The organism is Cupriavidus gilardii, assembly GCF_008801915.1.
Taxonomy (GTDB): Bacteria; Pseudomonadota; Gammaproteobacteria; order Burkholderiales; family Burkholderiaceae; genus Cupriavidus; species Cupriavidus gilardii.
In genome coordinates, this window is record NZ_VZOV01000001.1 from 500,549 (window position 1) to 520,857 (window position 20,309).

21 protein-coding genes and 1 pseudogene are annotated in these 20,309 nt (G+C 68.5%); 14 read left to right on the forward strand and 8 right to left on the reverse strand.

Annotation, left to right across the window (positions count from 1 at the left end):
* Nucleotides 1-12 precede the first annotated feature (12 nt).
* Complete coding sequence (locus tag F7Q96_RS26765) at nucleotides 13-183, reverse strand: hypothetical protein (RefSeq protein ID WP_158507288.1); 171 nt, start codon at nucleotides 181-183, stop codon at nucleotides 13-15.
* 62 nt (nucleotides 184-245) lie between these two features.
* Here F7Q96_RS26765 and F7Q96_RS27550 point away from each other — a divergent pair, with 62 nt between their 5' ends.
* The 7 genes from F7Q96_RS27550 to F7Q96_RS02260 all read left to right on the forward strand — a co-directional run bounded on the left by F7Q96_RS27550 (nucleotide 246) and on the right by F7Q96_RS02260 (nucleotide 6,721).
* On the forward strand, nucleotides 246-440 hold the full coding sequence (locus F7Q96_RS27550) for a GFA family protein (RefSeq protein ID WP_455550982.1): 195 nt from the start codon (nucleotides 246-248) through the stop codon (nucleotides 438-440).
* Nucleotides 441-874: 434 nt separating this feature from the next.
* Complete coding sequence (locus F7Q96_RS02235; RefSeq protein ID WP_053824633.1) at nucleotides 875-1,513, forward strand: CDP-alcohol phosphatidyltransferase family protein; 639 nt, start codon at nucleotides 875-877, stop codon at nucleotides 1,511-1,513.
* Nucleotides 1,514-1,515: 2 nt separating this feature from the next.
* Nucleotides 1,516-3,279 carry a bifunctional alpha/beta hydrolase/class I SAM-dependent methyltransferase gene (locus F7Q96_RS02240; protein WP_053823974.1) on the forward strand — a complete coding sequence of 588 codons (1,764 nt, stop codon included), beginning with the start codon at nucleotides 1,516-1,518 and terminating at the stop codon, nucleotides 3,277-3,279.
* Nucleotides 3,276-4,676, forward strand: coding sequence for a phosphatase PAP2/dual specificity phosphatase family protein (locus tag F7Q96_RS02245; RefSeq protein WP_053823973.1), 1,401 nt, complete (start codon nucleotides 3,276-3,278; stop codon nucleotides 4,674-4,676). The genes F7Q96_RS02240 and F7Q96_RS02245 overlap by 4 nt, the downstream gene beginning before the upstream one ends.
* On the forward strand, nucleotides 4,666-5,130 hold the full coding sequence (locus tag F7Q96_RS02250; protein WP_226994942.1) for a hypothetical protein: 465 nt from the start codon (nucleotides 4,666-4,668) through the stop codon (nucleotides 5,128-5,130). Before F7Q96_RS02245 ends, F7Q96_RS02250 begins: the two co-directional genes overlap by 11 nt.
* 4 nt (nucleotides 5,131-5,134) lie before the next feature.
* Nucleotides 5,135-5,761 carry a lysophospholipid acyltransferase family protein gene (locus F7Q96_RS02255; protein WP_053823972.1) on the forward strand — a complete coding sequence of 209 codons (627 nt, stop codon included), beginning with the start codon at nucleotides 5,135-5,137 and terminating at the stop codon, nucleotides 5,759-5,761.
* 6 nt (nucleotides 5,762-5,767) lie between these two features.
* On the forward strand, nucleotides 5,768-6,721 hold the full coding sequence (locus tag F7Q96_RS02260; protein WP_053823971.1) for a phosphatidate cytidylyltransferase: 954 nt from the start codon (nucleotides 5,768-5,770) through the stop codon (nucleotides 6,719-6,721).
* Nucleotides 6,722-6,767: 46 nt separating this feature from the next.
* Here F7Q96_RS02260 and F7Q96_RS02265 read toward each other — a convergent pair whose 3' ends face one another.
* Both F7Q96_RS02265 and F7Q96_RS02270 read right to left on the reverse strand, forming a co-directional pair.
* Nucleotides 6,768-7,610, reverse strand: a complete 843-nt coding sequence (locus F7Q96_RS02265; protein ID WP_053823970.1) for a DUF2182 domain-containing protein — start codon at nucleotides 7,608-7,610, stop codon at nucleotides 6,768-6,770.
* Complete coding sequence (locus F7Q96_RS02270; RefSeq protein ID WP_053823969.1) at nucleotides 7,588-8,367, reverse strand: DUF899 domain-containing protein; 780 nt, start codon at nucleotides 8,365-8,367, stop codon at nucleotides 7,588-7,590. The genes F7Q96_RS02265 and F7Q96_RS02270 overlap by 23 nt, the downstream gene beginning before the upstream one ends.
* A gap of 148 nt (nucleotides 8,368-8,515) precedes the next feature.
* Between F7Q96_RS02270 and F7Q96_RS02275 the strand changes: the two genes are divergently transcribed.
* Together F7Q96_RS02275 and F7Q96_RS02280 are read left to right on the forward strand one after the other, a co-directional pair.
* Nucleotides 8,516-9,736, forward strand: coding sequence for a DNA-binding protein (locus tag F7Q96_RS02275; protein ID WP_053823968.1), 1,221 nt, complete (start codon nucleotides 8,516-8,518; stop codon nucleotides 9,734-9,736).
* Nucleotides 9,737-9,824: 88 nt separating this feature from the next.
* On the forward strand, nucleotides 9,825-10,490 hold the full coding sequence (locus F7Q96_RS02280; protein ID WP_053823967.1) for a Vgb family protein: 666 nt from the start codon (nucleotides 9,825-9,827) through the stop codon (nucleotides 10,488-10,490).
* Here the strand turns inward: F7Q96_RS02280 and F7Q96_RS02285 are convergent.
* Nucleotides 10,473-11,342, reverse strand: a complete 870-nt coding sequence (locus F7Q96_RS02285) for a LysR substrate-binding domain-containing protein (RefSeq protein WP_053823966.1) — start codon at nucleotides 11,340-11,342, stop codon at nucleotides 10,473-10,475. The two genes, F7Q96_RS02280 and F7Q96_RS02285, sit on opposite strands and share 18 nt — an antisense overlap.
* A 103-nt stretch (nucleotides 11,343-11,445) precedes the next feature.
* Between F7Q96_RS02285 and F7Q96_RS02290 the strand changes: the two genes are divergently transcribed.
* Nucleotides 11,446-12,153, forward strand: a complete 708-nt coding sequence (locus F7Q96_RS02290) for an HAD family hydrolase (RefSeq protein ID WP_151021972.1) — start codon at nucleotides 11,446-11,448, stop codon at nucleotides 12,151-12,153.
* A gap of 11 nt (nucleotides 12,154-12,164) precedes the next feature.
* Nucleotides 12,165-12,953, forward strand: coding sequence for an aldolase (locus F7Q96_RS02295; protein ID WP_151021974.1), 789 nt, complete (start codon nucleotides 12,165-12,167; stop codon nucleotides 12,951-12,953).
* 20 nt (nucleotides 12,954-12,973) lie between these two features.
* Here the strand turns inward: F7Q96_RS02295 and F7Q96_RS02300 are convergent, their stop codons facing one another.
* Complete coding sequence (locus F7Q96_RS02300; protein WP_151021976.1) at nucleotides 12,974-13,870, reverse strand: LysR family transcriptional regulator; 897 nt, start codon at nucleotides 13,868-13,870, stop codon at nucleotides 12,974-12,976.
* 99 nt (nucleotides 13,871-13,969) lie between these two features.
* Between F7Q96_RS02300 and F7Q96_RS02305 the strand changes: the two genes are divergently transcribed.
* From F7Q96_RS02305 to F7Q96_RS02315, 3 genes are all read left to right on the forward strand, one after another.
* Complete coding sequence (locus tag F7Q96_RS02305; RefSeq protein ID WP_053823965.1) at nucleotides 13,970-14,764, forward strand: SDR family NAD(P)-dependent oxidoreductase; 795 nt, start codon at nucleotides 13,970-13,972, stop codon at nucleotides 14,762-14,764.
* Nucleotides 14,765-14,805: 41 nt separating this feature from the next.
* Nucleotides 14,806-16,038, forward strand: a complete 1,233-nt coding sequence (locus F7Q96_RS02310; RefSeq protein ID WP_151021978.1) for an L-dopachrome tautomerase-related protein — start codon at nucleotides 14,806-14,808, stop codon at nucleotides 16,036-16,038.
* Nucleotides 16,039-16,144: 106 nt separating this feature from the next.
* Nucleotides 16,145-16,753 carry a glutathione S-transferase gene (locus F7Q96_RS02315; protein WP_053823964.1) on the forward strand — a complete coding sequence of 203 codons (609 nt, stop codon included), beginning with the start codon at nucleotides 16,145-16,147 and terminating at the stop codon, nucleotides 16,751-16,753.
* Nucleotides 16,754-16,805: 52 nt separating this feature from the next.
* Here F7Q96_RS02315 and F7Q96_RS02320 read toward each other — a convergent pair whose 3' ends face one another.
* The 3 genes and pseudogenes from F7Q96_RS02320 to araD all read right to left on the reverse strand — a co-directional run bounded on the left by F7Q96_RS02320 (nucleotide 16,806) and on the right by araD (nucleotide 20,302).
* Nucleotides 16,806-17,972, reverse strand: a complete 1,167-nt coding sequence (locus F7Q96_RS02320; RefSeq protein WP_151021979.1) for a mandelate racemase/muconate lactonizing enzyme family protein — start codon at nucleotides 17,970-17,972, stop codon at nucleotides 16,806-16,808.
* A gap of 11 nt (nucleotides 17,973-17,983) precedes the next feature.
* Nucleotides 17,984-18,433, reverse strand: a pseudogene (locus F7Q96_RS02325) (aldehyde dehydrogenase family protein); the annotation flags it as partial.
* Between the two features lie 105 nt (nucleotides 18,434-18,538).
* On the reverse strand, nucleotides 18,539-20,302 hold the full coding sequence (gene araD / locus F7Q96_RS02330) for an L-arabinonate dehydratase (RefSeq protein ID WP_053823962.1): 1,764 nt from the start codon (nucleotides 20,300-20,302) through the stop codon (nucleotides 18,539-18,541).
* Nucleotides 20,303-20,309 lie beyond the last annotated feature (7 nt).

Genomic DNA, 20,309 nt, shown 5'->3' on the forward strand with positions numbered 1-20,309 from the left:
GATTCGGGGTACTTACCTCGAGGTGCGTTCTTCCTCGGGCAAAGGTGAATCGATATCATCGATTCTCCCTTCCACAAACATCGGGCGGTCGCGACCTTGGTCGTTCGTTCGATCGCCGGAGAACTGTTGCATGACATCGAATTCGCAGCCGCGTGCCGCTTGGCAGATGAACTTGCCTGCCATTGCCATTGCCATTCTAATGAACCCGTGCCAATCGGCTCCGCATCAGATTGCGGAGTGCGCCAATGCAGGCTGAAGTCCGCAAGCGAACCGCGGCTTGTTCATGCCGTGGCGTGGAACTGATCCTCGCGGGCGAACCGCGCCGCGTCTACGCGTGCAGCTGCCTCGAGTGCCAGCGCTGTACCGGCTCGGCCTTTTCCTACCGGGCCATCTATGCCGAATACAGGAATTCTGCACCACGTGCGGATCGGTGGTGCTGATGCGGGCGGAGGCATTGAAGGAAGCCATTTCGGTATCGGCGGGCTGTCTGGAGGACCGGGATTTCCCGCCGCCGCAATTGCTGCATTGGGCGCAGCGCAAGCATCGATGGCTTTGTCTGCCAGGAATTGACGCGGCCGCGCCGGCTTGAACTCGGCGGCTTATGCCTGCGTGAGCTCGTGGCGTTGCATCGGCGCACCCGGGCGCCGAATTAACAATTGCTGAATTCACCGCCGACTGCAGTTCTGGTAATGTCTCGGCCTTGACGCCAGCCATGCCGCCACGGGCATGCGCGGCGTCGAGCCAACACCAGATACCAATACCAATAAATCCGGAAGGGGTCCCGGTTCACCGGGCGCACAGGGCGTCCGGTCCCGGCTCAGCCTGGCGCATCGCCATGCCGCTTCCGGCGCAAGCTCTGCGGGAGGCCGGCGCAATGACGCTCTACGAACTCAAGCCCAGATTTCAGGCATGGCTGCGGCCGCTGGTCCAGGATCTGGCCGAGCGCGGCGCCACCGCCAATCAGGTGACGCTGGTCGCCGCGGCCGGCTCGCTGGCCGTCGGTGCGCTGGCCGCGATCGGCGCGCTGGTTGCCGAGACCTCGGCGCTGTTCCTGCTGTTCCCTCTATGGCTGTTCGCGCGGATGGCGCTCAATGCGATCGACGGCATGTTGGCGCGCGAGCATGGCCAGAAGAGCGCGCTGGGTGCCTATCTGAACGAGCTCGGCGACATCGTCTCCGATGTCGCGCTGATCCTGCCGCTGGCCGCGCTGCCGGACTTCAATCTGGTCCAGGTCGGACCGTTTGCCCTGCTGGCGGTGATCGTCGAGGCCGCGGGGCTGATCGGTCCGCTGGCCGGTGCAAGCCGCCGCTACGACGGCCCCTTCGGCAAGAGCGACCGCGCGCTGGTGGTTGGCGCGATCGCGCTGTGGGCCGGCGTCGGCCTGGGCTTCGGCGCGGCCGGGCCGTGGCTGTGGCTGCTGCTGTCGCTGTTGTCGGTGCTGACCGTCGTCAACCGGGTGCGGCGCGGCGTTGCCGAAGCGCAGGCCCAATCGCCAGCCCACACTGCGGAGTAAGCATGGATCGACTGTCGTCACGCCAGCCGCAGGAATTGCAATTTCAGACCCACGACGGGCAGACGCTGTTCTATCGGCATTGGCCGGCGGTCGAGGGGCAGCCGCGCGGTGCGGTGGTGCTGTTCCATCGGGGGCACGAACATTCCGGCCGTGTCGCCCACCTTGCCGACGAACTGAATCTGCCGGGCTACGGCATCTTTGCCTGGGACGCCCGCGGCCATGGGCGCTCGCCGGGAGAGCGCGGCTATAGCCCGAGCCTGGCCGACTCCGTGCGCGATATCCAGACCTTTACCGAACATATCGGTGCCAACCACGGTATCCCGCTGCAGCGGATGGCGGTGGTGGCGCAGAGCGTCGGCGCGGTGCTGGCCGCGACCTGGGTTCACGACTACGCGCCGCCGATCCGCGCGCTGGTGTTGGCTTCGCCTGCGTTCAAGGTCAAGCTGTATGTGCCGTTCGCGCGCCCGGGCCTGAAGCTGATGCACCGGCTGCGCGGCAAGTTCTTCGTCAACAGCTATGTCAAGGCGAAGTTCCTGACCCACGATCCCGAGCGCATTGCCAGCTATGACAACGATCCGCTGATCACGCGGCCGATAGCGGTCAATATCCTGCTTGATCTGTACGAGACCGCCGAACGGATCGTCGCCGACGCCGCGGCGATCACCGTGCCGACGCAGCTGCTGATCTCCGGCGCAGACTGGGTGGTCCATCGCGGCCCGCAGGACCGCTTCTACGAACGGCTGGGCAGCCGGACCAAGGAGCGCATCGTGCTCGATGGCTTCTATCACGACACGCTGGGCGAGCGCGACCGGCAGCGCGCGGTCGAGGCGGCGCGGCGCTTCATCGTGCGCGAATTCGACTCGCCGTCGGCGCCGCGCTCGCTGCTCGATGCCGACCAGATCGGCCCGTTCCGCGAGGAATCGGACCGGCTCGCCTCGGCGCCGACCGGCCTGGCGGCGTGGTATTGGCGCGCGGCGCGCGCCAACCTGAAGCTGGGCGGCCTGCTGTCCGACGGCGTGCGCCTCGGGCACCAGACCGGCTTCGATTCGGGCTCGACGCTCGACTACGTCTATCGCAACACGCCATCGGGCCGCGGCGCGCTGGGCCGGATGGCCGACCGCCAGTACCTCGAGGCGATCGGCTGGCGCGGCATCCGCCAGCGCAAGGTTCATGCCGAGGAGCTGATTGCCGAGGGCGTGCGCCGGCTGCGCGCGGACGGCGTGCCGGTGCGGATCGTCGATATCGCCGCCGGCCACGGCCGCTACGTGCTGGAGGCGCTGGAGAAGCTCGATCGCAGCGCTGTCGAATCGATCCTGCTGCGCGACTACAGCGCGCTGAACGTGGAACAGGGCAGGGCGCTGATCACGGCCAAGGGCCTCGGCGACATCGCCCGCTTCGAGCAGGGCGACGCGTTCGACGGCGACGATCTGGCCGCGTTGTCGCCGGCGCCCACGTTGGCGGTGGTCTCCGGCCTATACGAGCTGTTTCCCGACAACGCGATGATCCGCCGCTCGCTTGGCGGCCTGGCGCGTGCGGTGCCGCCCGGCGGCTATCTTGTGTATACGGGCCAGCCGTGGCATCCGCAGCTCGAGTTCATCGCCCGCGCGCTGACGAGCCACCGCGCCGGCGCGGCCTGGGTGATGCGGCGCCGCTCGCAGGCCGAGATGGACGAACTGGTGCGCACCGCCGGTTTCGACAAGGTGACGCAGCGGATCGACCGCTGGGGCATCTTCACCGTCAGCCTGGCGCGCAGGCACGACGCATGAGCGCCTTGCCTGCCGACACGCAGTCTGGGACGCAGCCTGCTCCGAGGGAGGCCCGCCCCTGGGGCCTGGCCTGCGTGCTGCTGGCGTTGGCCGGCGCGCTGTTCTTCTCGAGCTACGGCTTCGCCAACTGGCTGGCCAGCCAGCGTGCGGACGTGCCGTCGTTCCACTTCGGCTGGGAACGCGGCATCCCCTTCGTGCCGTGGACCATCGTGCCGTACTGGTCGATCGACCTGCTGTACGGCATCTCGTTTTTCCTGTGGCGCACTCGCGCCGGGCTGCTGACGCACGTCAAGCGCCTGGTCGCGGCGCAATTGATCTCGGTTGCCTGCTTTATCGCGTTCCCGCTGCGCTTTGCCTTCGCGCGTCCCGAGGCGGATGGCTTGCCGGGCGAGCTGTTCCGGCTGCTGGGCGGCTTCGATCTGCCGTTCAATCAGGCGCCGTCGCTGCATATCAGCCTGTTGATCATTCTGTGGGTCGCGTTCGCCGCGCACCTGCCCAGGCGCTGGCACTGGCTGCTGCATGGCTGGTTCGCGCTGATCGGCGTCTCGGTGCTGACGACCTGGCAGCACCATCTGATCGACGTGCCTACCGGCGCGCTGGTTGGCTGGCTGTGCGTCTATCTGTTTCCGCTGCGCCTGCCGGCTGTTGCGGCAAACGCCCCGGATGGAAGCACGCGCCGGCTCGCGCGCCGCTACGGGCTCGGGGCGGTGGCGACGTTGCTGTGCGCGCTGCTGGCACTGAGTGCCTCGGTCACGCTGGCGCTGTTGCTGCTGTGGGGCGCGCTGGCGCTCGCCTGTGTCGCCCGCATCTATGCGCTGGCGGCGCCGGCCTGGTTCCAGAAGGACAGCGACGGCACCATGGCGATCGCCGCGCGCTGGGTGCTGGCGCCCTATGTGCTGAGCGCCTTTCTCAATTCGCGCTGGTGGACGCGGCGCGACCCGCAGGCAAGCGTCATCGCGGACGGCATTCGGGTAGGGCGTTTCCCCACGCGGGCGGACCTGCGCGCGTGCGGTGCCGATGCCGTGCTCGACCTCAGCGCGGAACTGCCGCGCGCGGTCGGCGGCGATCCGCTCGGCTATCGCTGCGTGCCGATGCTGGACCTGACCGTTCCCACCTCCGCGCAGCTCGATCTGGCGGTAGCCCAGCTCGACGCGTGGCACGCGGCGGGCAGGCACGTATTGGTCAGTTGCGCGCTTGGTTATTCGCGCAGCGCGATGGTGGTCACCGCGTGGCTCGCGCGTCGTCAAGGTTCGCCCGATGCCGTGGCGGCCGTCGACGCGGCGCTTGCCCATCTGCGTACCCACCGTCATGCGGTCGTGCTCGGCGACGCCCATGCCGACGCGCTGCGGCGGTGGCTCGTGCAGGCCCGGGCAACGGAGATGGACCATGCCGCCTGATTCGATGCAGAAGGGCGCCGGCGTAAACGTCGAAGCCAACATCGACGCCTGGACCGCGCATGCCGTTGCCGGTGCGCTGTCCGGCGCCATCTGGATGGCGGGTGCCGGGCTGGCGTTCGGCCTTGCGACCGTCTGGCTGCTCGTTGCCGACGATTTGCCCGGCTGGCTCGCGGGCATGCCGGTGCTGCTCGCGCTGGCCCAGCTCTGGCTGCTGCTGCGGGTGGCGATCGACCGCCGGCTCTTCGAGGCGCTGGCGACTTACGCGAGCCGCCACGGCGCGGCCGATCTGGCGGGCCTGGATGCGGCGCTGCTGCAGCTCGGCTGGATCGCGCCAGGCCGCCAGGGCCGGACGATGACCGACCGCGCGCGCGGTGCGCTGCGGCTGGTGCGGCTGTGCGGCGCGCTGGCCGTGATTCAGCTTGTCTTGACCTTTCTTGCATCGATCCTGGGATAACGCCATGTGGATAGCCCGCGTGACCGCGCGCGCCATCATCGTCTTCGCCCGCCTGCTGACCGGCATGCGGGCCAACTGGCAAGGCTGCGTGCCGGCGGCAGTGCAGCGCGTCTACTTCGCCAATCACAGCAGCCACGGCGACTTCGTGCTGATCTGGGGCTGCCTGCCGCCAGAGCTGCGCCCGCGCACGCGGCCGGTAGCAGGCGCCGACTACTGGGATCGCTCGCCGTTGCGGCGCTTCATCGGGCGCGATGTCTTTCGTGCGCTGCTGATCGATCGCACCCGCAGCGACCCCGGCAGCGATCCGGTCGCGCTGATGCGTGGCGCGCTGGAAGGCGGCGATTCGCTGATCCTGTTTCCCGAGGGCACGCGCAACACCACCGAGGCGCGGCTGCTGCCGTTCAAGAGCGGCATCTTCCATCTGGCGCGCGCCTGCCCGTCGGTCGAGTTCGTTCCCGTGTGGATCGACAACCTGAACCGCGTGATGCCCAAGGGCGAATTCGTGCCGGTGCCGCTGCTGTGCACGGTGACGTTCGGTCAGCCGGTGCTGCTGGCTCCGGACGACGACAAGGACCGCTTCCTCGCCCGATGCCGCGACGGCCTGCTCGCGCTCGCCCCCGTACTGGATTGACCCGCCATGCCGACCCTGCATTGGAACCACGAGACCTGGCTGCTGTTCGGCGGCCTGTTTGCCGTGCTGCTGCTCGCCTCGACGGTGACGCTGCTGCTGCGCTGGCGCATTGCCGGTGGCGGCGCGCACCCGGTGATCGACAACCTGGCGCAGCGGGTCTGGGCCTGGTGGTGGATGATCGGCGTGATGGGCGTGGCCTTTGCGCTGGGCCGCACCGCGGTGATCGTGCTGTTCTACCTGTTGTCGTTCTTCGCACTGCGTGAGTTCGTGACCATTACGACGACGCGGCGCGGCGACCATCGTGCGATCGTCGCCGCCTTCTTCCTGTTCCTGCCGCTGCAATACGTGCTGGTCTATGTCGACTGGTACGGCATGTTCTCGATCCTGATCCCGGTCTATGCCTTCCTGCTGCTGCCGATTCTCGCCGCGCTGTCGGCCGAGACGACGCGTTTTCTCGAACGCTGCGCAGGCGTGCAATGGGCCGTGATGATCTGCGTGTTCTGCATCTCGCATGTGCCGGCGCTGCTGACGCTGCCGATCCCGGGCTTCGAGGGCCGCAACCTGCTGCTGATCGCCTTCCTGGTGATCGTGGTGCAGGGCAGCGACGTGTTGCAGTATGTCTGGGGAAAGCTGTGCGGCAAGCGCAAGATCGCGCCGCTGCTGTCGCCGTCCAAGACGGTCGAGGGTTTCGTCGGCGGCGTCGCCAGCGCGACCGCGCTCGGTGCCGCGCTGTGGTGGATCACGCCGTTCGCGCCGTGGCAGGCGGGCGCGATCGCGCTGGTCATCGCGCTGATGGGCTTTCTCGGCGGGCTCGTGATGTCGGCGATCAAGCGCGACCGCGGCATCAAGGACTGGGGCCAGATGATCCAGGGCCACGGCGGCATGCTCGATCGGCTCGACTCGGTGGTGTTCGCCGCGCCGGTGTTCTTCCATATCACCCGGTATTGGTGGGTGCCGTGATGGCCGTTGCCGCGCGGCGTTGGCCATTCCCCGCTCGCCATCAGCGCTAGAGCAGCCCGGCACCGTGCAGCGCCAGCCATGCGCCCGCGCCGATGCCGAGCGTGCCGCTGGCCCTGGCTACCCGCTGGCCGGCCGGCACCAGCCGTTCGGCGCTGATTGCCACGGTAGCGACCGCCATGGCGCCAAGGTCCATCACGCCGACCGCCGCGAGGCTTGCGGTCACGCCCGCGCAGCACTGGATGCAATGCAGGCCGAGGCGAACGCCATGCCGCCACGCGGCAGCCGTGTTTTGCAGTGACGCTGCGGGGGACGAGTGCCGGCAGCCCGTCAGCAAGCGAGTCTTCCACGCGGTCAATTGCAGGCCGCCGGCGGCGAGCACCACGAGGCCGGCAAGGGTAGGCATGGCCCGCGCCAGCGTCGGCCACTGCATCGCAAGCGCAACCAGCGCGGCGCCGAGCATGAAGACCGCCAATCCCAGCGCGGCCCACAACAGGAAGTAGGCCGCCGCTGCCACCAGCGTCAGCCACGTCGCGCGCCCCGTTTCCTCCGCGGCCACGCGGCAGCGCCACAGCGCCGGCGCGATCGACGGCAGCATCATCGCTACCATCATCACGACCCACATGCCGATGAAGGCCGCGGCGGCGCCGGCCCAGGTTTGCCCGCACATCGGCGCCCAGGCCATCGACAGCGTCCAGCCACCGGGCATCGGCGTGGCCGCCATCGAAGACATCGCGCCATGCAGCGCGTCATGCAGTGACACCGTGGCCGCTGCGCCGAGGCCGAACAGCACGGCGCAGGCGCCGAAGAAGGTTCGCCGGCTCCCGTCCCTGCCCGCAAGCTCGCCGCCGGCGCAGCAGTGCGCCGGTTCAGCGCTCGCCGTACTCGTCATGGCGGCGCCACCAAACGCCCGTTTCGTTGCGGCCCTTCGGCGCGCGGTCCAGCCACTGGTACATGCCCCAGAGTCCGTCCAGTCCACGCGAATACGCCGAGTAGGTGTGATAGACCACGCCGTCCTCCATCACGAAGGCGCTCAAGCCGGGCCGGTCGCGGTGAAAGGTAGCGGTATCGGTGCCGCACATCGCGGCGATCCGGTCTTCCGCGGCCTGGCCGCCGCCTTCCATGTTGCGGCGCCATCCGCGTACGGCGGGCTCGCGGCGGTAGTTGTATTCGATGTCGCCATCGCGCTGCTGCGCGGTGGTGAACGACACGTTGAAGTCGGCATTGAAGTCGCTGTCGTGCGACGACGCCCACGGGAAGGTCCATCCCATGCGCTGCTTGTAGGCCTGCAGCTTGGCCAGCGGCGCGCGCGATACGGCGGTCAGCGCGACGTCGTGATTGGCAAGGTGGACGGCAAAGCCGTTGAAGCCGTCCGCGATCGCCGAGCACGACGGGCAGCCGGCCTTGTAGTCGGGGCCGAACATGAAGTGGTAGACCAGCAGCTGGGAGCGGCCGCGAAACAGGTCGGCCAGCGTCGCGGGGCCCTCGTCGGTGTCGAAGCGGTAGGTCTTGTCGATGCGCAGCCATGGCAGCGCCTGACGCTGGCGGGCGATTTCGTCGCTGCGCCGCGTCAGCGCCTTCTCGGCCTCGAGCAACTCCAGGCGGGCGGCCAGCCAATGTTCGCGGTTGGCGGTGGGGTGGGTTGTCATCGTGCTTCCTCCATGTGGACGTGGCGTGGGCTGCCGTGCTGTCGTGTTGTCGTGCTGCACGGCAGCGGCGCGCCGGGTCGGTTGATCGTCGTGCTAGATTAGGCGCCGGCTTCGACAGGGAGGGAGTGACAAGTGTGGCGTGATTCGAATGGACCCGACGATCTCGGCGGCGGCCCGCGCGCTTGCGGCCGGTAACCCGCTCGGGGCACTCAATTGCGTTGCCCTGCGCGATGACGCGCCGGCGCTGGCGTTGCGCGGCATCGCGATGGCGCAACTTGGCGATCTCGTGCGGGCCAAGGCGCTGGTGCGCAGCGCCGCGCGAGCCTTCGGCCACCGCGCTCCCGTTGCCCGGGCCAGATGCGTGGTGGCCGAGGCGGAGATCGCCCTGGCTGCGCGCGACCTTGGCTGGCCGGCCAGGGCGCTCGATGCGGCCCGCCTGACGCTTGAGGCGCACGGCGACCACGCCAATGCCGCGCATGCACGCTATCTGGCCAGCCGCCGGCTGTTGCTGATCGGGCGGCTGGACGAGGCCGAGCAGATGCTGACCGGGGTCGATCCGGCGCAGCTGCCACCGGCGCTGCGGACGGTGCACGAACTGGTGATCGCCGGCATCGCCATGCGGCGCGTGCATGCGCGCAGCGCCGCCGCGGCGCTGGATCGCGCGCGCCACGCGGCCCGCCTGGCTGCCATCCCGGCCCTGGCCGCGGAGGTCGATCGGACCGCCGCGATGCTCGCCGGCCCCGCGGCCCGCCTGATCGATCGCGGCGAAACGCGACAACTACGGCTGGACGAAGTCGAGGCACTGCTTGCATCGAACACGCTGGTGGTCGACGGGTGCCGCCACGCCGTGCGCCACGCCGGCACGGTGGTCCCGCTGGCGACGCGGCCGGTCCTGTTCGCGCTCGCGCACGCCCTGGGCGAGGCCTGGCCGGACGATGTACCGCGCGACAGCCTGATCGCGCATGCCTTTCGCATCAAGCATGCCGATGATTCGCATCGGTCCCGTCTGCGTGTCGAAATGGGCCGGCTGCGTGCCGCCATTCGGTCATTGGCCGACATCCGCGCGACGGCGCGCGGCTATGCGCTGGTGCCGCACGGCACACGGCCCGTCGTGGTGCTGGCACGGCCGGTCGACGAGCGGCATGCCGCGGTGCTGGCCTTGCTGGCCGATGGCGAATCGTGGTCCAGCTCCGGGCTGGCCCTGGCGCTCGGCGCCAGCCAGCGGACCGTGCAACGCGCGCTGGATGCGCTGGCGGAGGCCGGCAAGGTGCAGGCCATTGGCCACGGACGTGCGCGCCGGTGGATGACGGCGCCGGTGCCGGAAATCACGACGACCTTGTTACTCCCGGCGATCCCGAGTCTGGACTAGGATGCGGGCATGAAGGCGCCATCGCGCAACTTGCTTGCCCGCCGGTGACGCGCCAAGTCCTTTGACCACCATCCACCAGGAAGCGAGCATGAAATCCATTCCCGCAGAAGTCCTCCAGGAGTACGGGCCATTCCCTGGCATCGAGGCCGTTCATGGCGTGTCGTATGACGGCAAGCATGTCTGGGTAGCGTCCGGAGACGGCCTCCACGCCATGGACCCGGCCAGCGGCCAGATGCTTCGCTCCATCGACGTCACTGCCAATGCCGGCACCGCCTTCGACGGCCGCTACCTGTACCAGATCGCCGGGGACCGTATCCAGAAGATCGACCCGCAGACCGGCCAGGTTGTCTCGACCATCCCTGCACCCACCGACGGCGGCAACTCCGGACTGGCCTGGGCGGAAGGTACGCTATGGGTCGGCGTGTGGCGCGATCGCAAGATCCATCAGGTCGACCCGGAAACCGGCGCGGTGCTGCGCACGCTGACCTCCGACCGCTTCGTCACCGGTGTCACGTGGGTCGATGGCGAACTGTGGCACGGCACCTGGGAGGGCGAGGCCAGCGACCTGCGCCATGTCGATCCCGCGACCGGGGAAGTGATCGAGCGCATCGAGATGCCGGCAGGCATGGGCGTGTCGGGATTGGAGTCCGATGGCGCGGATCGGTTTTTCTGCGGTGGCGGCCCCAGCGGGAAGGTCCGGGCGGTACGGCGCAAGGGGCGTGGATCGACCGAAGCGTCAACGTCGCGCGCGTAGGCGGCGTCCGGGCAGCTTCTCATCGAGATAGTTCACCAGCGCCTGCTGCGCGGGCGTCAGCAGCCGCGCGCTGCCGATCAGCGCCAGCTCGGTCGGCGGCGGGGCAGGCAATCCGGCCCTGGCGCCGAGCACGACATGATCGTCCTGCACGGCGGTGGCCGGGAGCAGGCTTAGGCCGAGATTCGCGGCGACCGCCGCCTGGATGCTGACCAGGCTCTGGCTCGTGAAGGCGATGCGCCAGCCGCGGCCCGAGGATTCGAGCGCGTGGATCGCACGGTCCCGATACAGGCAACCATGGCCGAACACCACCAGCGGTAGCGGGTCGGTGTCCATCGCAAAGCCCCGGCCCACGACCCATTTCAGTGTTTCCGGACGCCGGAGCAGTACGGGTGCACCGTCGGCGTCGCGCTTGAGCAGCGCCAGATCAAGGTCGTGCCGGGCGATCCGGTTGGAAAGCTCCACGCTCAAACCGTTGACGGTATCCAGCCGGATCGCCGGATGGCGCGCGGCGAAGCCGGATAGCAGCGGAATCAGCCGCTTGACATCGAAATCGTCGGGCACGCCGAGCCGGATGACGCCGGCGTTGCCCCGCGTCTGCATCATCGTCTCGGCCTCCCGGGCAAGATCGACCAGACGGCGCGCGTAGCCGAGCAGCCGCTCGCCGGCCTCCGTCAGAGCAACCGACTTGCCGGCGCGCTGGCGCAGCAGCAGCGGCTGCGCCACCTGGTCCTCCAGCTTGCGAATCTGTTGGCTGACGGTCGACTGTGTGCGGTGGACTCGCTCGCCGGCGCGCGTGAAGCCGCCCGCGTCGACGACGCTAACAAACGTCTTGAGCAGTTCGAGATCGAGCATGATTAGGAATGCCGATGAAATTGCGCTAAAAATCGAATTTTCGAATTTTTCTGCATCAGCTTAGCATGCAGCCATTCGCAACGTAAAAGCTGGAGCCCCGATCATGCAAGCTTCCCCTCGTCCGGAATGGTTGACCTTTGACTGCTATGGCACCCTGATCCAATGGGACGAAGGCTTGCTGGCCTGCGTCGACCGCCTGCTGGCCAGTAAGGGATTGCGCGGCGTCGATCCTCACGAATTCATTCGCGTCTACGACGAACACGAGCACCGGCTGGAACAGACGCCGCCGCATCGCAGTTTTGCCGAGATATCGGCGCTGTCGCTGCGCGCCGCGCTGGAGGCGTTCCGGCTACCGTTCGAGCCCGGCGATGCCGATGCGCTGACGCGCCATATCGCGGCGATGCCGGCTTTTCCCGAGGTCGTGCCGACGTTGGCCTGGCTGAAGGCGCAAGGCTTCAAGCTGTGCATCGTGTCCAATACGGATGACGCCATCATCGCCGGTAACGTTGCCCAGCTCGGCGGCCATATCGATCGGGTCGTCACCGCGCAGCAGGGACGGGCCTACAAGCCGTCGCCGCGGCTGTTCGAACACGCCCATGACGCGATCGGCGTGTCGCAAGGCCAGCTGCTGCATATCTGCGCGAGTCCGCACCTGGATCTGGCCGCCGCGCGAGACATGGGGTTTCGTTGCGTCTGGATCGATCGCGGCACGGCGCGCAAGCCCTTGCCCGACTATCGGCCCGACGCCGTCCTGCCCGATCTCGCCGGTCTGCGCCAGTTATTTGCTACGCTCGGATGGGTGCAACCCTGAAGGAGCGATCCATGGCGCATCAACTTTCGAGCCGGGCTGCGGGCGACGCCGAGATGGCGGCGGTGTTGCGGAACGATCCTGCTGTCCGGCAGGCCCGTATCGATCTGGCGGCCTGCCTGCGCATGGCGGCGCGGCTCGGGATGGCGGAGGGCATCTGCAACCATTTCTCGGCGACGTTGCCGGGGCACCCCGGGCTGTTCCTGGTCAATCCGCTGGGGCTGGCGTTCTGCGAAGTCACGGCTTCGCGCCTGCTGGTCTGCCATGTCGACGGCCGCGTGCTCGATGGCGATGGCGAGCCCGAGGCCACGGCCTTCTTCATCCATGCCCGCCTGCACATGCGCAAACCCTCGGCGGTCGCGGCCTTTCATACGCACATGCCGAACGCGACCGCGCTGGCGATGGTCGATGGCGAACCGCTGGTATGGGCTGGGCAGACCGCGCTGAAGTTCTACGACCGCGTGGCCACGGTGCCGTTCAATGGGCTGGCGCTGGATGAACTGGAGGGCGATCGCATCGCGGACGCGATGGGCAATGCGGACATCGCCTTCCTGCGCAACCACGGCGTGATGGTGACCGCGCCGAACATCGCGCAGGCGTGGGACGATCTTTATTACCTGGAGCGTGCGGCCGAGGTCCAGGTGCGCGCGCACGGCACCGGCCGCAAGTTGATACCCGTGCCGCCCGACGTCGCTGCCCTGTGCGCGCGGCAGATGCGCGAGGGCGATCCCGACAGCGCGCGCCTGCATCTGGCGAGCATCCACCGTCAGTTGGCACGGCTCGAGCCGGATTATCTCGACTGAGGCCGCGTGCGTGCTGCCGCTCAACCGGCGGTCAGCAGATCGATCATCGCCCGTGCCGCCGCCGACTGGCGGCGGTGCGGCGCGTAGATCAGCGAGAACGGCCGCGAGCGCCCCCGCAGAAGCGGCAGCACTTCGACCAGCCGCCCGCGCTCGATCCGGTCGCGCACGATGAAGTCATAGCTCTGGCAGATGCCGGCGCCGTGCTCGGCGAGCGAGACCACGCCCAGCACATCGTCGGAGATCGCGATCGGGGAGCTGGTGGCCCAATCGATATCTCGGTCGCCGTCGCGAAATACCCAGGGCGCAATGCGGCCAGTGCTGGGCAGCACGAAGGGCAGGCAGACGTGGCGATGCAGATCGTCCAGCGTCCGCGGCGTGCCCGCGCGCCGCAGATAGTCCGGGGCCGCGACCAGGCATAGCGCCGCGTCTTCGAGCTTGCGGGCGACCAGCCCGCTGTCGGGCAGCTCGCCGAGACGGATGGCGAGGTCGAAGCCCTCCGCCACCAGGTCGACATTGCGGTTCGTGATGTTCAGTTCCACCTGCACGCGCGGGTACTGCCGCGTGAATCGCGCCAGCAACGGCGGCAGCCGGTAGTGCCCATAGGTGGTCGGCACGCTGAGCCGCACCCTTCCCGACAGTTCGCCTTCCTGACCCTGTATCTCACGCTCGGCGTCGTCGAGCAGCGTGAAAGCAGCGCGAGCCTGTTCGACATATTGCCGTCCCGCGTCGGTCAGTCCGATGCGACGGGTGGTCCGGCGCAGCAACTGGCTGCCGAGCCGGGCCTCCAGCCGGGCGATGGCGCGGCTCAGCACCGAAGCCGTGGTCGACAACGCCACCGCGCCCGCCGTGAACGAGCCATGCTCGACCACCGCCAGAAAGGCCTCCACGTCCCCAAGATGGTCGAAGCGGCGCGCCATTATGTCCCCCGAAGAACAGATGAATTCCCGATTGGCGAGTTTATCTCCGTTGGTGTGGGTAATAAAGTCGGGCATCACCACCCGATCACGAAGAACTCCATGGACCTTCAACTTCAAGGCAAGACTGCCATCGTCACCGGGGCCACGGCCGGCATTGGTCTGGCCATCGCCCGGACCCTGGCGCGCGAGGGCGTTGCGGTGACGATCACCGGGCGGCATCGCGACAAGCTCGATGCCGCCGTCGCTGAGATCGCCGCGGCCGCGCCCGCCGCAAAGGTGTCCGGCTTCGTCGCCGACCTGGGTAGTGCCCGCGGCGCGGCCGCGCTGGCCGAGGCCGTGCCGGCCACGGACATCCTGATCAACAACCTGGGCTACTACGAAGCCCGGCCCTTCGCAGAAATCACCGACGAAGACTGGCTGCGCATGCTCGACATCAACGTGATGTCCGGCGTGCGGCTGTCGCGCCATTACTTTCCGCGCATGCTGGACAAGAACTGGGGCAGGGTGATCTTCATCTCCAGCGAGGTGGGCGCCTTCACGCCGCCGGACATGGTGCATTACGGCGTCAGCAAGTCGGCACAGCTGGCCGTGTCGCGCGGCATGGCGGAGTTGACCAAGGGGACCGGCGTCACGGTCAACAGCGTGCTGCCGGCCGCGACGCGTTCGGACGGCATCGTCGAATACCTGCGCCAGACCGCGCCGCGTCCGGGCATGAGCGATGCCGAGATCGAAGCGCATTTCTTCCAGACGTACCGGCCCAGTTCGCTGATCGCTCGCATGATCGAGGCGGACGAGATCGCCGCGATGGTGGCGCTGCTCGCCAGTCCGCTCGGCGCTGCGTCCAATGGGGCTGGCGTCCGTGTCGAGGGCGGGTCGTTCCGCTCGATCCTTTGATGGCCGTCACTGCCTTTCGGCCCAACCTTCCGGACATCATCATGTTGCTTCGCCTATCCCGTCTCGCCGCGCTGGCGCTGACCGCGCTCACCGCCGTGCCGGCCTTCGCCGGTTCCGCCGATGCCGCAGATTCCCCCGCCCAGGTCACCCTCGAACGCTGGCGCAGCTATGCGGGCGTCAGCTGGGAGCCGTCTCGCCGGGGCGCGGACCCGGTGCCCTTCGCCGGCTCGGTCAACGCGCCAATCGCGGGCATCCATTTCGATGCACAGGGCCGCGCCTTCGTCACCACGCCGCGGCTGGTGTCGGCCGACGCGCCGGCGACACTGAGCCTGCTCGACACGAGCGTGCAGAGCGGCCCGGCCCGACTGTCGGCCTTTCCGTCGGTTGCCGGCAATGCGGTCGATGGCGCCCCCGACACCCATCTGCGCAATGTGCTGGGCTTTCATGTCGACCGCCGCAACGGCTGGCTATGGGCGCTCGACATGGGTTTCGTCGCGGGCCAGGCCGAGGCGCCGGCCGGCGCGCAGAAGGTGATGGTCTACGACCTGCGTACCGGACGCACGGTCCGGCGCATCGCACTCGATGGGGTGGCCGACCGCAAGGGCAGCTTCCTGAACGATATCGTCGTCGACGAGCGGCGCCGGATCGCCTATATCTCCGACAGCGGCCTGCGCAGCGCGCCGGACAATCAGGCGGGGCTGATCGTGGTGGACTTTGCCGCCGGCAAGGCGCGGCGCGTGCTGGACCGCCACGCGAGCCTCCTGCCGGAGCCCGGCGCGAAGGTCGTCTCGCATGGCGCCGAGGTGTGGCCGGGCAATCCGTTGAAGCTCGGCATCAACGGCATCGCACTGTCGCCCGATGGTGGCACGCTGTACTGGGCCGTCACCACGGGTACGCACATCCATGCCGCGCCGACGCGGCTGCTGCGTGACCAGGGCGCCAGCCCGGAGAGCCTGGCCGCGGCGGTGCGCGATCTGGGCGAGGTCGGCGGCAATACCGATGGCATCGTCACCGACGCGAAGGGCAAGCTGTACATCACGGACGTGACGCGCAATGGCATCGTCAAATACGACCCGGCCACCGGCACGATGTCGCTGCTCGCGGCGGACGAGGGCGTGTTCTGGCCCGATACGCCCGCGCTGCTGCCCAACGGCGATCTGGTGTTTACTGCCAGCCATCTGAACGGGCATTTCGCGGGGGCGGTCAAGGCCGGCCAGGAGCGCTACGAACTGTGGCGCCTGCCGCTGCATCGGACCTCAGGCAAACGCGACTGAGCCGGGCGGCGCGGGTTCGAAGCGATGGGGGTTGGCAAGTGGGCTACGGACAACGGATGATATGGCGATTTCCCGCACACCCATATCGACCCCAGGAGCCAACACGATGAGACTGATCGGCATGCTCGATTCCCCCTATGTCCGCCGCGCCGCGATCACGATGCGCCTGCTGGGGCTGTCCTTCCAACATGAACCGGTTTCGGTGTTCCGCACCTTCGAGCAGTTCCGCGCCATCAACCCGGTCGTCAAGGCGCCATCGCTGGTCTGCGACAACGGCGTGGTGCTGATGGACTCGACGCTGATCATCGACTACGTCGAGGCGTTGGCCGGACGCAGCCTGATGCCGACGGAGCTGGCGGCGCGCCAGCGCGACCTGCGCGTGATCGGTCTGGCGCTGGCCGCTTGCGAGAAGGCGGTGCAGAACGTCTACGAGCACATGCTGCGGCCGGCAGAGAAACAGCACCAGCCGTGGGTCGAGCGCGTCGACGGCCAGCGCACCAGCGCCTTCGCCTTGCTCGAGGAAGAAGTCGCCCGCCTGCCGGTGCCGGTGCAGGAGACCGCGCTGACGCAGGCGCAATTGACGACCGCGGTGGTGTGGACCTTCACGCAGGCGATGCTGCCGGGGGCCGTCGATGCGGCCGCGCATCCGGCCATCGCGTCGCTGACGGCAGCCGCCGAGGGCTTCGCGGCGTTTCAGGCGTATCCGCACGCGTGAGACAAGTACGAACCTGCGGCAGCACGGTGGACTGCCGCCGGTTGCGGCCTGTTCAAAGGCCTGTTTGCTGCAGCTCCACCAGATACGGCGCCAGCGCGCCCAGGTCGGGCACCACGCCGAAGCCAGGCGCGTCGCCAAGCTGCACGCAGCCGTCGCTCAGATGCATGACCGGCGCCGCCATCGCGTCGCGCAGCGGATTCGGATTGGCGTCCACTTCGACATAGCCGGCCCCGCCCGCGGCGGTTTTCAGGTGCAGCGAGGCGAGCAGGCCGATGCCGGCGCCCAGCCAATGCGGGCAATACCATTTGCCCGCCGCAATCGCTTGCTGCGCGACGTCCAGGCATCCGGTCAGTCCGCCCCATTTGCCGGCATCCGGCTGGATCACCGACATGCCGGGTTCGCCGATGAAATCGCGGTACTGTGCATGGCCGCACAGGTTCTCGCCGCCGGCCAGCCGCAGCGGCTGCTCGGCAGCGAGCTTTGCCCACGTCTGCGGCGGCGCGTCGGCGCGCACCGGTTCCTCCAGCCACAGCAGATCGAACGGTGCCATGCGATGGCCGGCGGCCACCGCATCCTCGGCGTCCCACGCCTGGTTGGCATCGACCATCAGCACCGCATCGCCACCGAGCGCCTCGCGCATGTCGCGCAGATTGCCGAGGTCGCGCTCCGCGCCGAAGCCGACCTTGAGCTTGAAGGCCCGGTAGCCCTCGGCCCGCTTGGCCAAGGCCAGTTCGGCGGGATCGGTCGGATTGATGCCCGACGCATAGACCGGCACGGGCCACGCGCCGGCACCGCCCAGCGCACGCCAGACCGGCTGGCCGGCGCGGCGTGCGAACAGATCCCACATCGCCATGTCGATGCCGGCGGCGATCTGGTGAAGCGGTCCGGGCTCGCCGGTCTGCAGCATCAGTACCGCCAGCCGCGCCACCAGCGTTTCCCAGGCCCGTCGGGGCGAGGCCCACGCCTGGCCCGTCACGATGGGCCGGCCGTACGCCAGCAGCAGGCGGGCGCGATGCTCGGCGCCTACCGTCGGGAAATTGCACCAGACCTCGCCCCAGCCTTCGCAGCCATCGCTGTCGGTCAGACGGACCAGCACCGCCGGGCGATCGCGCATGATGCCGAACGACGTCTGCACCGGCGGATCGGCGGGCGCGCGCAAGACGAAGGCGTCGAGCCGCTCCACCTTGACCGGCGTCGCACTCGGTTGGCTGTCGTGCATGCGGTCTGCCATCACGCCACCCCTGCCATGCAGACGTATTCGATCTCGAGGTAGTCGTCGATACCGTCGCGCGAGCCTTCACGCCCCATGCCGGACTGCTTGATGCCGCCGAACGGCGCTGCCTCGTTGGCGATCGGGCCGCTGTTGACGCCGACGATGCCGCATTCGAGCGCCTCGGCGACGCGCCAGATGCGCGCCATGTCGCGCGAGAAGAAGTAGCCGGCCAGCCCGTACTCGGAATCGTTGGCCATGGCGATGGCGTCGGCCTCGGGCTCGAAGCGGATCAGTGGGGCCAGCGGGGCGAAGGTCTCCTCGCGCGCGACCAGCATCGACTGCGTGACGCCGGTCATCACCGTGGGCTCGAAGAAGGTGCCGCCCAGCGCGTGGCGCGATCCGCCGCACAGCACCTGCGCGCCGCGCTGGCGGGCGTCGGCGATATGCTCCTCGATCTTGGCGACCGCGTGGCGCCATTCGCCGCCGATCAGGCATGGCTGGCGGAACAGGGTTGGGTCTGGAAGGGGCATGGTGGTCAATGACATCAGCGTTGCTCGCCGTTTGTTCGCTGTTCAGTAGATCGGCGGTTCAACGGTCGGCGCGTTGCCTGCCAGGCTGGCGAAGTCGCAGCCCTCGTTGGCCTGCGTGACTTCGTGCTGGAAGATGCGGCCATAGCCGCGCGCATACGGCAGCGGTGGCGGCTGCCACGCTGCGCGGCGCGCTTCCAGTTCGGCTTCCGGTACCAGCATGTCGAGCCGGCGGGCGCCGATGTCCAGGCGCACGAGGTCGCCGGTGCGCAGCAGCGCGAGCGGCCCGCCGACCGCGGATTCGGGCGCCACGTGCAGCACGCAGGTCCCGTAGTGGGTGCCGCTCATGCGGCCGTCCGAGATGCGCAGCATGTCGCGCACGCCTTCGCGCAGCAGCTTTTTCGGGATCGGCAGGTTGCCCCACTCGGGCATGCCGGGGCCGCCGATTGGGCCCGCATTGCGCAGCACCAGCACGGTCGAGGCATCGACATCAAGGTCGGGGTCGTCCATCGCCGCGAACATCTCCGCGTTGGAATCGAATACCAGCGCCCGGCCCTCGTGCCGCAGCAGGTGAGGGCTGGCGGCCGACGGCTTGATGACCGCGCCGTCGGGGCAAAGGTTGCCGCGCAGCACGGCAAGCGCAAGTCCGGCCTCCGGACATTCCGGCGTGCCGGTCTTCAGCGGCCGGTCCAGGTCCAGCACGGTGCCGTCGTTTTCGCAGGGCCATGCGGCGATGTTCTCGCCAAGCGTGCGGCCGGTGACCGTGCGCGCGTCCAGGTCCAGGTGCGGCGCGATCCTTTGCAGCACGGCGGGCAGGCCGCCCGCATAGTGGAAGTCCTCCATCAGGCGTTCGCCGGAGGGATAGAGGTTGGCGATCACCGGCACATTGCGCGCAACCGCGTCGATCTCGTCCAGGTCCAGCGCGACGCCGGCCCGGCCGGCCATTGCCGGTAGATGCACCGCGGCGTTGGTCGAGCCGCCCAGCGCGGCATAGGCGGCAACCGCATTGAGGAAGGCCGCCTTGGTGGCGATCTGCGATGGCCGCAGGTCCTCCCAGACCATTTCGACGATGCGCTGTCCGCAGCGCCATGCCATGCGGCTATGCGCCGCGTCGACGGCCGGGATGCTCATTGCCCCAGGGAGCGTGAAGCCCAGCGCCTCGACGATGGCCGTCATCGTGCTGGCCGTCCCCATCGTGTTGCAGGTGCCGACCGAGCGCGTCATGCGCGCCTCCATCGCGATCCACTCATCCCTGGCGATATTGCCGATGCTGTATTCGGCGAAGTATTTCTTGGTGTGGGTGCCGGCGCCGACCGCGGCGCCACGATAGCGGTCGTTCAGCATCGGTCCGGCCGGCACGAAGATCACCGGCAGGTCCATCGAGAACGCGCCCATCATCAGGCCGGGAGGCGTCTTGTCGCAGCCGCCCATCAGCACCGCGCCGTCGAGCGGCAGGCTGCGCAGCAGCTCTTCCGTTTCGATCGACAGCAGGTTGCGATAGAGCATGGTGGTGGGTTTGACCATCACCTCGCCCAGGCTCAGCGCGGGCAGTTCGAGCGGGTAGCCGCCTGCCTGCAGCACGCCGCGCTTGACCGATTCGGCGCGTTCGCGCAGATGCGCGTGGCACGGCGAAAGTTCGCTCCAGGTATTGATGATGCCGATCACCGGCCGGCCCATGAAGGCCTCCCGGGCCAGTCCCTGCTGCTGCATGCGCTGGCGATGCGCGAAGCCGCGAATATCGTCGCTGGCGAACCAGCGATGGCTGCGCAGGTCTTCCGGGCGGCGCGGCGGCTTGTCTGGGCGTGTCATGCTTGCG

Coding starts and splice junctions, on each gene's coding strand:
- F7Q96_RS26765 (WP_158507288.1), bottom strand. CDS start 183: ATGGCAGGCAAGTTCATCTGCCAAGCGGCACGCGGCTGCGAATTCGAT.
- F7Q96_RS27550 (WP_455550982.1), top strand. CDS start 246: ATGCAGGCTGAAGTCCGCAAGCGAACCGCGGCTTGTTCATGCCGTGGC.
- F7Q96_RS02235 (WP_053824633.1), top strand. CDS start 875: ATGACGCTCTACGAACTCAAGCCCAGATTTCAGGCATGGCTGCGGCCG.
- F7Q96_RS02240 (WP_053823974.1), top strand. CDS start 1,516: ATGGATCGACTGTCGTCACGCCAGCCGCAGGAATTGCAATTTCAGACC.
- F7Q96_RS02245 (WP_053823973.1), top strand. CDS start 3,276: ATGAGCGCCTTGCCTGCCGACACGCAGTCTGGGACGCAGCCTGCTCCG.
- F7Q96_RS02250 (WP_226994942.1), top strand. CDS start 4,666: ATGCCGCCTGATTCGATGCAGAAGGGCGCCGGCGTAAACGTCGAAGCC.
- F7Q96_RS02255 (WP_053823972.1), top strand. CDS start 5,135: ATGTGGATAGCCCGCGTGACCGCGCGCGCCATCATCGTCTTCGCCCGC.
- F7Q96_RS02260 (WP_053823971.1), top strand. CDS start 5,768: ATGCCGACCCTGCATTGGAACCACGAGACCTGGCTGCTGTTCGGCGGC.
- F7Q96_RS02265 (WP_053823970.1), bottom strand. CDS start 7,610: ATGACGAGTACGGCGAGCGCTGAACCGGCGCACTGCTGCGCCGGCGGC.
- F7Q96_RS02270 (WP_053823969.1), bottom strand. CDS start 8,367: ATGACAACCCACCCCACCGCCAACCGCGAACATTGGCTGGCCGCCCGC.
- F7Q96_RS02275 (WP_053823968.1), top strand. CDS start 8,516: ATGGACCCGACGATCTCGGCGGCGGCCCGCGCGCTTGCGGCCGGTAAC.
- F7Q96_RS02280 (WP_053823967.1), top strand. CDS start 9,825: ATGAAATCCATTCCCGCAGAAGTCCTCCAGGAGTACGGGCCATTCCCT.
- F7Q96_RS02285 (WP_053823966.1), bottom strand. CDS start 11,342: ATGCTCGATCTCGAACTGCTCAAGACGTTTGTTAGCGTCGTCGACGCG.
- F7Q96_RS02290 (WP_151021972.1), top strand. CDS start 11,446: ATGCAAGCTTCCCCTCGTCCGGAATGGTTGACCTTTGACTGCTATGGC.
- F7Q96_RS02295 (WP_151021974.1), top strand. CDS start 12,165: ATGGCGCATCAACTTTCGAGCCGGGCTGCGGGCGACGCCGAGATGGCG.
- F7Q96_RS02300 (WP_151021976.1), bottom strand. CDS start 13,870: ATGGCGCGCCGCTTCGACCATCTTGGGGACGTGGAGGCCTTTCTGGCG.
- F7Q96_RS02305 (WP_053823965.1), top strand. CDS start 13,970: ATGGACCTTCAACTTCAAGGCAAGACTGCCATCGTCACCGGGGCCACG.
- F7Q96_RS02310 (WP_151021978.1), top strand. CDS start 14,806: ATGTTGCTTCGCCTATCCCGTCTCGCCGCGCTGGCGCTGACCGCGCTC.
- F7Q96_RS02315 (WP_053823964.1), top strand. CDS start 16,145: ATGAGACTGATCGGCATGCTCGATTCCCCCTATGTCCGCCGCGCCGCG.
- F7Q96_RS02320 (WP_151021979.1), bottom strand. CDS start 17,972: ATGCACGACAGCCAACCGAGTGCGACGCCGGTCAAGGTGGAGCGGCTC.
- araD (WP_053823962.1), bottom strand. CDS start 20,302: ATGACACGCCCAGACAAGCCGCCGCGCCGCCCGGAAGACCTGCGCAGC.